Source organism: Burkholderia cepacia (genome assembly GCF_001039005.1).
Lineage (GTDB): Bacteria > Pseudomonadota > Gammaproteobacteria > Burkholderiales > Burkholderiaceae > Burkholderia > Burkholderia theae.
Map to the genome: position 1 here is coordinate 1 of NZ_LDWR01000062.1, position 14470 is coordinate 14470.

The 14470-nt window shown below is 64.4% G+C and carries 13 protein-coding genes and 1 pseudogene; 7 read left to right on the forward strand and 7 right to left on the reverse strand.

The window, feature by feature from the left end:
* Positions 1-11 precede the first annotated feature (11 nt).
* Positions 12-311 (forward strand): DUF4148 domain-containing protein, encoded by a 300-nt coding sequence (locus VL15_RS32015; RefSeq protein ID WP_048250878.1) that lies wholly within the window; start codon positions 12-14, stop codon positions 309-311.
* Between the two features lie 107 nt (positions 312-418).
* Here VL15_RS32015 and VL15_RS32020 read toward each other — a convergent pair whose 3' ends face one another.
* The 3 genes and pseudogenes from VL15_RS32020 to VL15_RS32030 all read right to left on the reverse strand — a co-directional run bounded on the left by VL15_RS32020 (position 419) and on the right by VL15_RS32030 (position 3027).
* Positions 419-1195: a WG repeat-containing protein gene (locus VL15_RS32020; RefSeq protein WP_048250830.1), complete on the reverse strand. Its 777-nt coding sequence runs from the start codon at positions 1193-1195 to the stop codon at positions 419-421.
* Positions 1158-1772 carry a WG repeat-containing protein gene (locus tag VL15_RS32025; protein ID WP_048250831.1) on the reverse strand — a complete coding sequence of 205 codons (615 nt, stop codon included), beginning with the start codon at positions 1770-1772 and terminating at the stop codon, positions 1158-1160. Before VL15_RS32025 ends, VL15_RS32020 begins: the two co-directional genes overlap by 38 nt.
* A 545-nt stretch (positions 1773-2317) precedes the next feature.
* Positions 2318-3027: pseudogene (locus VL15_RS32030) on the reverse strand (winged helix-turn-helix domain-containing protein).
* A 625-nt stretch (positions 3028-3652) separates the two neighbouring features.
* On the opposite strand from VL15_RS32030, the gene VL15_RS32035 reads away from it, so the two are divergent.
* The 3 genes from VL15_RS32035 to bcmE all read left to right on the forward strand — a co-directional run bounded on the left by VL15_RS32035 (position 3653) and on the right by bcmE (position 5849).
* A complete protein-coding gene (locus VL15_RS32035; RefSeq protein WP_053077750.1) occupies positions 3653-3958 on the forward strand; it encodes a hypothetical protein in 306 nt (101 codons plus the stop codon).
* Between the two features lie 104 nt (positions 3959-4062).
* On the forward strand, positions 4063-4347 hold the full coding sequence (locus VL15_RS40950; protein WP_230684570.1) for a bifunctional hydroxymethylpyrimidine kinase/phosphomethylpyrimidine kinase: 285 nt from the start codon (positions 4063-4065) through the stop codon (positions 4345-4347).
* Between the two features lie 59 nt (positions 4348-4406).
* Positions 4407-5849 (forward strand): thiamine pyridinylase, encoded by a 1443-nt coding sequence (bcmE, locus tag VL15_RS32040; RefSeq protein ID WP_080971025.1) that lies wholly within the window; start codon positions 4407-4409, stop codon positions 5847-5849.
* Here bcmE and VL15_RS42260 read toward each other — a convergent pair.
* From VL15_RS42260 to VL15_RS32055, 4 genes are all read right to left on the reverse strand, one after another.
* Positions 5730-6089 (reverse strand): type VI secretion system baseplate subunit TssF, encoded by a 360-nt coding sequence (locus tag VL15_RS42260; protein ID WP_329955977.1) that lies wholly within the window; start codon positions 6087-6089, stop codon positions 5730-5732. The genes bcmE and VL15_RS42260 overlap by 120 nt on opposite strands.
* A 300-nt stretch (positions 6090-6389) precedes the next feature.
* Positions 6390-8165 (reverse strand): sensor domain-containing diguanylate cyclase, encoded by a 1776-nt coding sequence (locus VL15_RS32045; protein WP_048250832.1) that lies wholly within the window; start codon positions 8163-8165, stop codon positions 6390-6392.
* The gene (locus VL15_RS32050; RefSeq protein WP_048250881.1) at positions 8162-9286 is read right to left on the reverse strand and encodes an extracellular solute-binding protein; all 1125 of its coding nucleotides are present in this window, start codon (positions 9284-9286) and stop codon (positions 8162-8164) included. Before VL15_RS32050 ends, VL15_RS32045 begins: the two co-directional genes overlap by 4 nt.
* A gap of 171 nt (positions 9287-9457) precedes the next feature.
* Entirely contained in the window at positions 9458-10180 is a 723-nt protein-coding gene (locus tag VL15_RS32055; RefSeq protein WP_048250882.1) for a FadR/GntR family transcriptional regulator, read from the reverse strand.
* A 268-nt stretch (positions 10181-10448) separates the two neighbouring features.
* On the opposite strand from VL15_RS32055, the gene uxuA reads away from it, so the two are divergent.
* The 3 genes from uxuA to VL15_RS32070 all read left to right on the forward strand — a co-directional run bounded on the left by uxuA (position 10449) and on the right by VL15_RS32070 (position 14434).
* Complete coding sequence (gene uxuA / locus VL15_RS32060; RefSeq protein ID WP_196319650.1) at positions 10449-11501, forward strand: mannonate dehydratase; 1053 nt, start codon at positions 10449-10451, stop codon at positions 11499-11501.
* A gap of 71 nt (positions 11502-11572) precedes the next feature.
* The gene (locus VL15_RS32065) at positions 11573-12883 is read left to right on the forward strand and encodes an MFS transporter (RefSeq protein WP_048250834.1); all 1311 of its coding nucleotides are present in this window, start codon (positions 11573-11575) and stop codon (positions 12881-12883) included.
* 117 nt (positions 12884-13000) lie between these two features.
* Positions 13001-14434: a PLP-dependent aminotransferase family protein gene (locus tag VL15_RS32070; RefSeq protein WP_048250836.1), complete on the forward strand. Its 1434-nt coding sequence runs from the start codon at positions 13001-13003 to the stop codon at positions 14432-14434.
* Positions 14435-14470: the final 36 nt, after the last annotated feature.

The following is a 14470-nucleotide window of genomic DNA, read 5'->3' on the forward strand; positions in this document are numbered from 1 at the left end:
CGGAGGTCATCATGAAATCGCTCGTTTCCGCAGTCGTTGCCGCTGTCGCCCTGTCCGCCTCGTTCAGCGCATTCGCACAAAGCACCGTGACCCGCGCCCAGGTGCGCAACGAACTGGTCCAGCTCGAAAGCGCCGGCTACAAGCCGGGCCTGTCGAGCCCGTACTACCCGGCCGACATCCAGGCCGCCCAAGCCCGCGTGCGCGGCGCCGACAACAGTGGCTACGGTGCGCAACCGGCCGCGACCGTCCAGGGTGGCGCACCGGCCGCCAAGGTGCAAAGCCCGCGCGACTCGGTCTACTTCGGCCACTAAATCGCACGCACATCGCTCGACGATGTGGCAGGCCCCGATGGCCGGTCATGGCAACGCAAGCGCGTCTGCCACGACCGGCCATCGTTCGTTGTGCGTAACGCCCGGCGTTACTGCCCCACCGCCCGCGCGTCGAGGCGCCGCCACTGCACCGGCAAGCCGCGGCGCTCGCAGCCGTCGCAGTGCCAGTCGTCGTGCGTCGTGCGACGGAACTTCAGCATCGGCGACTGCGGATCCGCACATGCCTTGTCCGGCGTTTCGGCCCCCGGCATCAGCACGTCGAAGCCGGTATCGCGCTGGCAGTAATACTCGAGGAAATCGTACGCCGGCGCCTGCTTGCTGGTGATCATCGAGAAATCCATGATCGCCGTGTCGCCGTTCAGCAGCATCATCGGCGCGACCGGCCGGGCGAGCCGTTTCTTCGCGACCGCATCGTTCAGCGCCGTCGTATCGAGGTAACTGACCGGCGCGAAGTGGCCCATGAACGGCGACCGTTCGTCGGGGATCGGCGCCGGGCCCGTGCGGATCGCTCGCGAGATCGCGTCGCGCACCGCCGCCGCCTTGTCCGCCTGCAATGCCATCACCGTGGTGTCCTTGTCGTTCTTCGTCGCGCGCATGTGCCCCCACTCGCCGAGCACCTCGATGCGGTCGTACTGGAACGGCACGACTGTCTTGCCGGACAGATCGATCACACCGGTTTTCTTGTCCGGCCGCTGCGCGACGATCACCGCATACTTGTCCCACGGCAGGCCGAACGAGCGCCAGCGAAAGTCGTACTCGGCCGACAGGTAGCGGTACGGCTGCGTGAAGACCGGATGGCCGCTACGCAAGTCGTACAGCACGTAGCGTTCATCGTCTTCGGTCTTGCCGCTCTTCACGAACATCATGAACGGCAGCGGCGCGGCGCTGTTCGGCGCACCGGCGGTACGCGCCAGCGTCCGTTGCGGTCGACGACGCCCCATTCCCGGGCGCTGTGCGCAGCCACGTAGAGCCCGAGCTGCGGAAAGCGTTCGGTGATGTTGTCGTACTCGATCGCGAGGATGCGATGCCCGTTCGCATCGAGGATGCCGCGCTTCGCGTCGCCCCGTTGAGCGCGGACGTCACGAGATACTCGACCGGTGCCGGGTCGTCGCGCACCAGATCGCGCCACGCCGCATCGTTGATCTGCGTGATCGACGAATACTCGGGCTGGACGACCCACTTGCCGTCGCGATCGACCAGGCCGACGAGGCAATCGCGGCCGCCGGACGGCGGGCGACCGGCCACGATCAGCTCGCCGATCCGCGTCAGCGTGCCGGACGATTCACAGTCGAAGCGACCGAGCGTCTTGCCGGATTCGTCGAGCAGCGACGCGGACACGCGGTAGTCGTCAGCCCCTTCGGCCGCCGGATCGGATGACGGGTCGCGACGCATCACCATCCAGCGATGCAGGCTGCGCGCGTACTCCGCATCTTCGACCCGCATCCCGCCGAGCAGCGCCCGCCCCTGCCGTAGAGCAAATTAATTCTGTCACTCCAGAATCCCCACGGTTCAAGGCATCTGGCGTCTGAGTTGACGACTTTATTGGCAGTACCACCAAAATAATATCGTCAATTCGCACATGTTCGAATTAAATTTTAGTCCGCCACCCAATGACAGAAAATATCTAAATATATATTGATGCATGCTTGCTCCGCACAAATCCTATAGAATAAGTATTGATATATATTTAGTTTACCCAAACAAACGCATGAAAATTAGTCTAGCTTAAAACGGAGTAAATGTAATTTTGGATGCCGAAGTGTAGGAAATATTTTTGTAACAATGTGGTTTCCATGCAATCTCATATCTTGCACCCCGTCAACTCATCAATATAGTTATCCAGAATCTGAGAAATCCCCCCGCCCCGGGTGCACCCAGTTCACCCATAACGTTTCGTCTCAGCGCGTCGAGGTACCGATCTGTCGAGCCCATTTCATGTCGCCGGAGGGCATTGTCAACTTCGCGCTGACTGGTCAGTGGTTGCCGTGTTATTCCCACCCGTGTTTGTTGAACTGATAGCCCTTGCTCCGGATCGTTTTGATTCGCGTCGGTTCAAGCGCGTCATCACTCAGTTTGCGGCGCAGCTTCGAGATGTAACAGTCGATCGAGCGATCGAGGCCGCCGAACTCGATGCGGCGCAACAGCCGCGTCAGGTCCTCCCGGCTGACCACCTCACCGGCGCGGCTGGCGAGGGCCCACAGCAGGTCGAATTCGGTTGAGGTTAGGCGAGGCGCGCTGACGTCAGGAAGGTGAACCTTGCGATCTATCCGGTCGATCGAGAATTTGCCAAACACCATCGTTGGGGCGCTTCGGGCGCGCAGCCGTCAGGATGCATTCGTAGCCGTCGCAACTGCGCCTTGATCCGCGCGAGCAGAATGCGTGGTTCGATCGGCTTGTAGAGAAAGTCGTCTGCGCCGAGTTCTCGGCCGAGCAACTCGTCGAACTTTTCGTCGCGTGCCGTCACCATGATGATGCTGCCGTCATATTGCGTGCGTGCCTCGCGGCAAATATCGAAGCCGCCCTTGCCCTGCAGGTTGATGTCGAGAAGCACCACATCGGGGCAACTCGCGACGATCGTGGCGATGGCGTCGGTACAGCCGAACAGCGTGTCCACCTCGTACTGATGCTTGCGCAGATAGTCCGCGATCAGCGCGGACAAATGGACGTCATCTTCGACGAGCAGGATTCGGATGGGCATCGGTCAACGACGGGTAATACGGGAAAATGGCGCGCTGGTTAGGCCCAGTCCGAACGCGTGGTAGCCGAAGCGAAGTGGATAATACTGCGCAACATTTCGACGGAATGCGACGAAATTTGCATCATTCATCGCACATATCTGCACGAAAATCATCGCCGTCTAGCGGAAAAGCGAATAGATGACAGTGTGGAATCGTGTCGTCGACGAACGACTCGATGTTCGGGTGAAATGATTCAGAGCGATATCCGGCGCGTCGCCGACGGGGATCTCTGACGAGGCGTCGTTCGGGCGAGAACGTTTGCGGAAAGCCGCTTGTGCGAACGTCACCTGCGCTGACCAATTCGAAATCCGGTAAAGGTTACTCGACATATTATTACAAAATATTACCGGCGTTGCGGCATAGGGCTTCCTACAATCCACTCAACTCAGGGACGGGCATGCCGGACCGCGGTTTCCGCTCTGTCGTCGACGGGCTTGCTGCGACGAAGACGGTGACCGGTACACGCAGCTGCCCACATTCAGCGCGCCATTGCCGGCATGGAACGCGTGTGGATCGGTGTTGACGTCGCTCGGGCCTTCGAGGGGCAAGCATCCGGACGGCACGATTTACTGATAGGAGTCCAAAATGACGCTGTTGAAAGTCATCCAGAACCTTGATGTGCTCACGAACGCAATCGAAGTCGCAGTCGCCCGGGCTGACTGGAGCGAGGCCGTCCGGGCCGCGGAAACACGTTCAAGGTTCGTGATTGCGCTTGCACACGATCAACCGGACGAGGTTCGCGCGGCGATCGGGAGAATGCAGGAGACCGATATCCGGGTCTCCACCATCGCACGGGAAACGTTGGTGGCACGCATCGCCGAGGCTGGATTGCGTCGTACGAATCCGGGCTGGCGACGAAGGGGTTGGTGGCGAGCGCCCCCCTGTTCGTGAAGGAGTCGAGGGCGTTCTCGTTCCGCCCGCTCTCGAGCACCTTGTGTCTATGCTCGGCACTGTTATTCGAACTTGCATGCGGGCTCGAATAGTGAATTAAATGGGTGCTTCTAAAGGGCGGACATCTCATCGGCACAGTCTGCGCCGATTTATTGTTCGGTGCAGAGACACTCATCAAGCTGGATGCACCGCGCATCGCCACCCTGAAGGATCACGGCACCGGGTGCACGTTGTCTGCAGCAATCACCGCGCTGCTTCCTCATCACACGATGCAGGACAGCGTACGGTGCGCGAAGGCTTATTTGAATGGCGCACTGACCGAAGCATGGCGGTTAGACGTAGGACGCGGTCATGGGCCGACTCACCATTTTCATGCAATGTGGCGTTGACGTATTACCTGCGCTCGTGTGCGTTCCGTCTACGTCGCTTCGACGAGGGAGAACTCATCATGTCTCGATTGCCATATCGTTTCATACTACTGCTCGGATTGTGCCTCGGCATCCTATCGCAAGCGTTTGCCGACACTGCGGCGCCTCGACAGTTGACGATCGCGCTGTACCCGTGGGTTCCACGCGTCGAGCAATTCCAGAAGGCGATCGAGAAAGAATGGAAAAAGGTGCAGCCCAAAGTCGAGCTGGTATTTGTCAGCGCGGATGACTGGGACGGTGGCTATACGAAGGAGCCGCCTGCAAATGCAGACGTCTACGTGTATGACGCGATTTTCTTCGATTACTTTCGGAGCCGCAATTGGCTAGAACCGCTTGCAGCCAAGGAGGTGCAGAACATTGACGACTACGTGCCATATGCAATCAAAGGCGTGAAGGTTGGAGAGCGCTACTACAGCCTGCCGCAGCTGGGATGCGCGAACATTCTGTTCTACAGAAAAAGCGACAAGGAACTCGCGGCCGCTAAGACACTCGCGCAGGTGCGCTCTGCGTTGGATCAATGCACGTATACCAGTGAGGTGCCACCGGACAAACGCGGGCTGATGATCGACATGTCTGGCTCTGTCAACAACAGTTTGCTCTATCTCGATGCAGCGCACAGTTGGAATGGCGCGTATCCGCTGTCGCTTCCTTGGAGCCTAGGCGACCTGAATTCGGATGCCGTCGGGAGTACGCGTTCGTTACTTGCAATGGCCAGCTTCAAGAACGCGATGACGAGCCTGTCCGGCCAGTACGACCGAGCCGTCTGGTTCAGTAATGGCGAAGGACGGGCAGTGATCGCCTACTCCGAATCGATGTCGGCAATGAGCGAACAGGCTCGACAGAATATCGACTTCAAGTTCATGCCCTTATCCGACCGCGGCCAGTCGCAGCTGTTCTATGCAGATGTCATCGGAGTCAATACGTCGACGAACCTACGCGGCACGCGTATGCTAGCCGTACAACTCGCCAACGTGGTTGCCTCATCGTCGACGATGCTGGCAAGCATCGGTCCCGATGCGAGTGCCGTGCCACAGTATCTATTCGCCACCCGTCGCAGCGTTCTCACAACACTGGCACGCAGCTATCCGCTCTACGGCAAGATGAATGCACTGCTCAATGCGGGTAATCCAGTGATGTTCAAGCTCGACGCGCAGGCCCGTAACTGGTTTGCGTCGATGAACTCGGTGATTCAGCAACAGACACAATCCAGCTATGTGTGTGGCTGCGATATCGAAACTGCGCGGCCTATCCACAACTATCGGGACGCGCAAGCGATTTGCCCGACGGTCTGTGCAGCACAGGGAGGATGGAATCGCCAATGGACCAACCGACAGCCCGCCGCATCAGCCGGCAAGTCGGCATGCGGCTGCAATGCGTGTCCGACGACTCCCGCTGAGTATTCCACGCGCACCCGAGCGCAGATTCGACAACAACCCGAGCACGAATTCGTAAGCGATCGATGAACGACAGTTGGCCGGAAGTCGGACAGCCGCAGGGACCATCGTGGCCGTAGCAAAACGGGCTGAGTGAACGCGCAGCGGCGCGAGCGTCACATCGTGGACCGTTCTAAATCGGCGCGGGGCCGCATTGGCATCGAGCAACGTGCCACGCGGCATCGTCAAGGGCGCCGTCAGTTGGTCGAACAGCGTCCACGGCACCCGGTTGCGCGCACGCGGCCAGCAGACCGGCCAGGCCGATCGCACCGACAGCCGATCCCAGTCCTGAATTCCACGGAATGGTCATATGGGTTCTCTCGATTGTTCTTGATTATCGAAGCGGCACGGCGAAGCGCTATCGGCTCGCCGCTCCAGCAATGGACGCCGCTCGCGCACGTTGTGCGCGGCAGATTCTAGCATTCAGCCTGACCCGGTAATCGGACTGCGAGCCGCTCACGGAACGGGTGGTTGCGATGGCTGGATCGACGGTGTATCAGCGGCCCCGGCGCGACCGTTGCACGCTTGCGCGGTACCGTGCGCGACGCGTGCTGCCTCGGCCGCCCTCTGTCACCCGCTACCGCCCGAGGCAACCCGGCCGGCCTCTTCCGTCGCGGCGGCACCGCCGACCAGTTCCTGATAGCGCACGCACGCGCGCTGCGCGGACGCCTTCGCCGCGTACATCGCCGCGTCGGCCTTCACGAGCAGTTCCTCGGCCGACGCGCCGTCGGCCGGAAACTCGCTGACGCCGATGCTCGCGCCGACAGCCACGCGCCGCTCGCCGAACTCCAGTTCCTCGGCCATCACGATCTGGATGCGCGACGCGACATCGCCGATCACCGCCGGTGAACGCACATCCGCAATCAGCACGATGAATTCGTCGCCGCCGAGCCGGGCGACCATGTCGCCGCTGCGCAGCGCGAGGCTCAGCCGCTTCGCGACCGCGACGAGCGTGCGGTCGCCGGCCGAATGCCCATGCTGGTCGTTGATCTGCTTGAAGCGGTCGAGATCGACGAACATCACGGCCAGCCCTTCGCGCACCGCGGCCGCATGCCGGATCGCGGCATCGAGATGCTCCATGAACAGCAGGCGGTTCGGCAGCGCGGTCAGCGGATCGTGGCCCGCGAGGTGCGTCAGCTCCCGCTGCTTCGCGCGCAGCATCGCGACCTGCGTGCGGATCTCGACGCGCATGCTGTCGAAACAGCGCGCGAGTACGCCGATCTCGTCGGCGCGCCCGACCGGCAGCTGTTCCGCCGCCGGATCGTCGAACACGTGCGTCGCGGCGCGCGCGAGCATCTGTAGCGGCCGCGTGATCGCCCGCGCGAACAGGATCGCGAGAATCACCGCCAGCAGGCTCGACACGAGCACCATCCTGACGATCCGTTCACCAAGCATGCCGGCCGGCGCGAGGACGTCCGCGAGCGAACGCGCCATCCCGAGCACGACGAAGCGGTTGCCCTCGTCGTGCCCGAACGGCGTGCGCACGAACGCGAACATCTGCCCCGGCGCCTCGTCCGGCTGCGCCAGGCCATTGAACGTCACGTTCGCGCGCGCGCTGTCGAACAGCACGTGTGTCGCGGCAAAATGGTCCTGCATCAGCACGCGCCGGCCGCGGTCGAAGCCGAACGTCTGTGCCGGATCCGGATGCACGAGGAAATCGCCCCACTCGTTCGCGAGATACACCGCATAGTCTTCCGGCAGATCGCGTTCGAGCCGATCGAACACGCGCGACAGCTCGACGTCGACGACTAGCGCGCCGACCGTCTGGCCCAGCCGATCGACGACCGGCGTCCCCACTCGCAGGATCGGCAGCCCTTCGGCCGCGTGCGAACCCGTCTCGTGGTTGATCACGATCGGCGACAGGTAGATATGACCGGGCGCCGTCGCGAGCGTATCGAATACGTAGGAGAACTGCCCTTTCTCCTGGAACGCATTTTCCGGCATCACGACGATGCCGCGCGCATCGCGATCGACGCGGATGTGTTCGAGCCCGAAATGCCCGCTCGCGATCAGGCGGATCTGCAGGTATTCAGGATGATTTCTCATGAAGCTGTAATACACCTGCTCGAGCCGCGTGCGTCGCGCGCGGTCCGGGTTGTCGCTGCCCGCGACGAGCGCGGACGACGGCAACTGCGCGAGCACCAGCGCGTCGTCCGCGACGTCGGAGAGCGCGGTCGTGAAGCGCTGCCCGAGCAACTGCGTCGACATCAGCAGGCTGTGCTGCGCTTCCTGCACGAGCATCGCGCGGTTCGCGCGGTACGTGTAGTAGCCGGTGGTGCCGGACGCGATCACGCCGATGCAGGCGAACAGCACCGACAGCTTCGACGTGAGCCCGAGCCGGATCATTTTCCGAACCGCTCAGGCCGGTCGCCCGACACGATGCGCCCCCACAGCGATTCGCGCCGCGCGATGTCTTCGACGGGTTGCAGCCACACGAGACGCTCGTGCCCGGCGTCGAGGCCCGGCGGCGGCTCGAGCGTGTTCGCGAGCCCCTGGCGCTCGGTCAGCAGCGCGCCGATCGCCGGTTCGAGCATGTAGTTGATCCACGCGAACGCGAGCTCGGGATGTTGCGCGCCGCGCGTGACGGCCCAGCAGTCGAGCCATGCGAGCGCGCCTTCATCCGGGATCACGTAGCCGACGTCCGCGCCCGCGCGACGCAGCAGCTCGACCTGCTGCGTGCCGTAGTTGCCGAACATCAGCGCCGCGCGATGCTGGACGAACAGCGCGGTCGCCTCTTCAGGGAGCGTGTAGTACGTCAGCAGGTTGCGGCGCAGGTCGATCAGCTTGCGCGCGACGGCGAGCGTCTGCTCGGGCGACAGCCGAAACGGATCGGGATAGCCGAGCGCCAGCGCCGCGAACGAGAAATTGTGCTGCGCGCTGTTGAAGTCGAGCACTTTGCCGCGGTAGCGTGGGTTCCACAGCTCCCGCATCGAGCGCGGCGCGGCCGGAACCTGCTTGCGGTCGTAGATCAGCCCCATCGACGAATACGTGAACGGGATCGCGTATGCCGCGCCGTCCTGAACGAGCCCGCCGATCGTCGCGAGCTGCTGGAAGTTCGGCAACTGACGCCGCCGGTTCGGGATGCGCGACAGGTCGATCGGCGCGAGCAACCGTTCGCGCGCGTAGCGCTGGATCTCGGCCGTGTTCGCGGCCAGCACGTCGTACGGCGGCGGCGACGCGCTTTGCATCCGCGCCCACAGCGCTTCGTCGGAATCGACGAACGTCACTTCGACACGTGCGTGAAACTGCGCCTCGAATGCGCCGACGACGTCGCTGTCCGCATAGCCGGACCACGCCAGCACGCGCAGCACGTTGTCATTGACGGTTTCGGGAGAGGCAGCGAAAACAGGCCGGCCCAGTAAGCCCAGTGTCAATGTGATGAGCAGCGTGAACACGCCGCTACGTCGGCGCGCATGCGCGCCGATTCCCCTGATCAATCGGACCCCGCCCGAATCGCCCGGCTGCATTCGACTGTCCTTTTTCGAGTCGATGCGATATCCCGCAACGAGACCATAAATCGTACGGTCGCGCAATCGGAAGAAGCCGCACACGGCATGCGTGCGTGCCGTCGTCGACGCGGCATGCAGCGGGAATGCAGCACGGCGACGCCGCGCCGCTTTCATCCGAGGAAACGAACGTCAGCGCCAGGCCTGCGTGAACTCGGCGATCACGCGCGACAGGTGCGCGCGCATCGCATCGCGCGCGCCGTCCGCGTCGCGCGCCATGATCGCCGCGAAGATACGCTGATGATCCTCCTGCGACGCCTCGCGCAGCGCGGTCGAATGAAAGTGCTCTTCGATCTTGTCCCACAGCGGATCGCTGCGCGCGCAGTCCCACATTGCCGTGACCATGTGCAGCAGCACCGTGTTGCCGGTCGATTCCGCGATGCGCAGGTGGAACTGGCGATCGGCCGCGTCGTACGCGGCCTTGTCGTCCATCTGCTCGCGCATCGTCGTCAACGAGAAAAACAGCCGGTCGAGATCGGCATCCTTGCGCTCGGTCGCCGCGAGCGCCGCGACTTCCGCCTCGATCAGCCCGCGTGCGCGCAGCGTCTCGATCGGCCCCGGGCCGCGCGGCACCTCGAACGTCACCGGCCGCGCAGCATCGGCCGCCGACACGTAGATACCCGAGCCGATCCGCACCTCGACGATCCCCTGCACCTCGAGCGCGATGATCGCCTCGCGCACCTGCGTGCGGCTCACGCCGAACTGGTCGGCCAGGCTGCGCTCCGACGGCAGCCGCGCGCCCGCTTCGAACGCGCCGGCGGCCACCATCGCATGAATCTGCCGCGCAAGGCCGATATAGGAGCGGTCCGCGGCATCGGTGTCGCGGCTGGCGGGCAGGCTGGAAAGATCGGTCATCGAAAGGCTCGCAACGGGCTGGCCGGCGCCATCGCGGCACCGGATCGCCAAAATGGTACACCAATTCCGGCCTGCATCCCGTTCGGCCTGTCGGCCAGTCCTGCATGGCATTCCCGAAAGCGTCATTCCTGGCGATCTGGAATCGGATAACTGGTAAACCACTATCCCGGTTAACTGGCATACCAATCATAATCCGCACACCGACGACGGGCCGGCACGCAGCCGCCCGGTCGTCCGATGCATGAACCGCCAGCCAGGAGCCGCTCCAGTGAAGATGTCTTTCCGTTGGTACGGCGAGTCCGATCCGGTCTCGCTGCAATACATCCGCCAGATCCCGGGCGTCACGCACATCGTGTCCGCGATCTACGACGAACCGGTGGGCGAAGTCTGGCCCGCGCACAAGATCGACGCGCTGAAGGCGACGATCGAACGCGCCGGCCTGCGCTTCGAGGTCGTCGAATCGGTGCCCGTCCACGAGGACATCAAGCTCGGCAAGCCGGGCCGCGACCGCCTTATCGACCACTACCGGCAGACGATCCGCCATCTCGGCGCGGCCGGCATCCGCGTCATCTGCTACAACTTCATGCCCGTGTTCGACTGGACCCGCACCGAACTGTCGAAGACGCTCGACGACGGGTCGACCTGCCTCGCGTTCAGCACCGAATCGGTCGACCGGATCGATCCGAACGACGGCATCGCGCTGCCCGGCTGGGATTCGAGCTACCGGCCCGAACAACTGCAGGCGCTGCTCGCCGACTATCGCGACGTCGACGAAAACGCGCTGTGGGCGAACCTCGAATACTTCCTGAAGGCGATCATCCCCGTCGCGGAAGAAGCCGGCGTGAAAATGGCGATCCATCCCGACGATCCGCCGCGCCCGATCTTCGGGCTGCCGCGCATCGTGAAGAACCGCGACGATCTTGCACGCATCGTGCGCATCGTCGACACGCCCGCGAACGGGCTGACGCTGTGCTCGGGCTCGCTCGGCGCAGGCCCGCAGAACGATGTCGAAGCGCTCGTGCGCGAGTTCGGCGCGATGGGCCGCATCCACTTCGCGCATATCCGCAACGTGAAGGTCGACGCGAACGGCGATTTCGAGGAAACCGCGCACCTGTCGAGCTGCGGCTCGCTCGACATCGCCGCGATCGTGAAGGCGTACCACGACACCGGCTTCACCGGCTACGTGCGCCCCGACCACGGCCGCATGATCTGGGGCGAGACGGGCAAGCCCGGCTACGGCCTCTACGACCGCGCACTCGGCGCGGTCTACCTGAACGGCCTGTGGGAATCGCTGGCGAAGTTCGACCGCGCGCCGCAGTAACACCCCCATCGAGGCGGCCGGCGCAGCGGAACGCCGGTCGCCCGTCACGACATTCCGCGCGGAGACACCGCATGCCACGCATCCGATGGGCCATGATCCTGATGTGCTTCCTGGCCAACGTCATCAACTTCATCGACCGCGCGAACCTCGCGATCGCGGCGCCCAGCATCCGCGCCGACCTCGGCCTCGACGCGGTCGGCATGGGGCTCGTGCTGAGCGCGTTCTTCTGGACCTACGCGTTCCTGCAACTGCCGGCCGGCTGGTTCATCGACAAGGTCGGCGTGCGCGTGAGCCTCGCGCTCGCGGTCGGCTGGTGGTCGGTGTTTACCGTCGCGACGGGCGCCGCGCGCGGCCTCTCGCAACTCGTCGGCGTGCGGCTGATGCTCGGCGTCGGCGAAGCGGCCGCGATCCCGTCGTTCGCGAAGGTCGCGTTCAACTGGTTTCCGCGCAGCGAACGCGGGCTCGCGAGCAGCATCTTCGACAGCGGTTCGCGCGTCGGCTCCGCGCTGTCGCTGCCGCTCGTCGCGTGGCTGATCTCGATCGTCGGCTGGCGCGGGTCGTTCGTGATCACGGGCGGCATCGGCGTCGTGTGGGCGTTGGCGTGGTGGTTCATCTATCGCGACCCGGAACGCTATCGCGCGATCGCGCCGGATGCCGTCGACGCGCTGCTCGCACAGCGCGGCGCGCCAACCGTTGCGGCCGCAACCGACGGTGCGAAGGTGTCGTGGCTCGACCTGTTCCGCTACCGCACCGTGTGGGGAATGATGATCGGCCTGTTCTGCCTGAACTTCGCGATCTATTTCTTCATCACGTGGTTCCCGAGCTACCTGCTGCAATCGCGCGGCTTCTCGCTCGCGTCGCTCGGCACGTGGGGCATGCTGCCCGCGCTGCTCGCGATTCCCGGCGGCTGGCTCGGCGGCTACGTGTCGGACAGCCTGTTCCGCCGTGGCTGGAGCGCGACCGCCGCGCGCAAGACCTGCCTCGTGCTCGGGATGCTGCTGTCGTCGTCGATCGCGCTGTCCGCGTTCGTCGAAAGCGTGTGGGCGTGCCTCGGGTTGTTCGCCCTCGCGTATGCGAGCCTGTCGTTCGCCGGCGCGAACGTGTGGACGCTCGTCGGCGAAGTCGCGCCGACGCCCGCGCACGTCGCCTCGATCGGCGGCATCCAGAACTTCGCGGGCAATCTCGCGGGGATCTTCATCACGACGTTCACGGGCGTGATGCTGTCGATCACGAAAGGCTCGTTCGTCGTGCCGCTCGCCGTGGCCGGTGTGCTGTGCGTGGTCGGCGCGCTGTCGTACCTGTTCATCGTCGGCAAGGTCGAACCGTTGCCGCCGCTGCGCAGCGGCGCGAACGGGCGTGGTGCGGAGCCGAACGCGGCCTGACGCATCGGGACAGCGCGGCGCGGCGGCGGCGCCTTCGCCGCGCCGCCCGCGCTTTCCTTTTCGGGCCGCGCATCGGACAATGAGCCGCCCGCGCGCGACGCGCTCCCGCCCTCGCCGATGAAACGCTACGAAACCCTCGCCCACACGATCGCCGACGACATCCGTAACGGCAACCTCGCGGTCGGCACACGCCTGCCGTCGCTGCGACAGATCATCGCGCAGCATGGCGTGAGCCAGTCGACGGTGTTTCGCGCGTACTACCTGCTCGAACAGTGGGGGCTGATCCGTGCGCGCGAACGCTCCGGCTACTACGTCGCGCCGGGCGCACAACCGGACGCAGGCCCGGCCGCGAAGCGTCGCGCGAGCCGTGCCGGCGCATCGCGCAAGGTCGACATCAGCAGCCTCGTGTTCTCGGTCCTCGATGCGGCCACGCAGCCCGGCATCGTGCCGCTCGGTTCCGCGTTCCCGGCGCCGCAAATGTTTCCGCTGCCGCGTCTCGCGAAGTCGCTCGCGCAGGCCACGCGGCTCGTCAGCCCGTGGAGCACGGTCGTCGACCTGCCGCCCGGCAACGAGGCGCTGCGCCAGCAGATCGCGCGGCGTTATCTCGCGACGGGCGTGTCGCAGTCCATCGACGAGATCGTCGTCACGAACGGCGCACTCGAAGCGCTGAACCTGTGCCTGATGGCCGTCACGCGGCCCGGCGACGTCGTCGCCGTCGAAGCGCCCGGCTTCTATGCGGCGCTGCAGGCGATCGAGCGGCTCGACCTGCGCGCGGTCGAGATTCCCGTCGATCCGCGCACGGGCCTCGATCTCGATGCGCTCGCGCACGCGCTCGACCGGCACGACATCCGCGCGTGCTGGTTCATGACCAATTTCCAGAATCCGACCGGCGTCACGCTGTCCGTCGAAAAAAAGCGCGCGCTCGTCGACCTGCTCGCGGCGCGCGAAGTGCCGCTGATCGAGGACGACGTCTACGGCGAGCTGCATTTCGGTCCCGACTATCCGCTGCCCGCGCGTGCGTTCGACCGGCACGGCCTCGTGATGCACTGCAGTTCGTTCTCGAAGACGCTCGCGCCCGGCTACCGGATCGGCTGGGCCGCCGCCGGCCGGTTCGCGGAGAAGGTGCAGCGGCTCAAGCTGATGACGACGCTGTCGGCCAGCATTCCCGCGCAGGCCGGCATCGCGAACTATCTCGAGCACGGCGGCTACGACCGCCACCTGCGCAAGCTGCGCGGCGCGCTGCACACGCAACTCGACCGGATGGACGACGCGCTGCGGCGCTGGCTGCCGCCCGGCGTCGAGTGGGTGCGGCCCGACGGCGGGTATTTCCTGTGGCTCGCGTTTCCCGATGCGATCGACGCGATGGAACTGCATCGCCAGGCGATCGCACGCGGGATCAGCTTCGCGCCGGGGCCGCTGTTTTCAGCCACGCACGGCTTCGAGCGCTGCGTGCGCGTGAACTTTGGTCATCCGTGGAGCCGCGACATCGAGCGCGCGATCCGCGTGCTTGGTGAACTGGTCGCGCAACCGTCGGTCCGCAAGGGCGGTTGATCGCACCCGGTGTGCGCGGTCACGTCCATGCAGGTA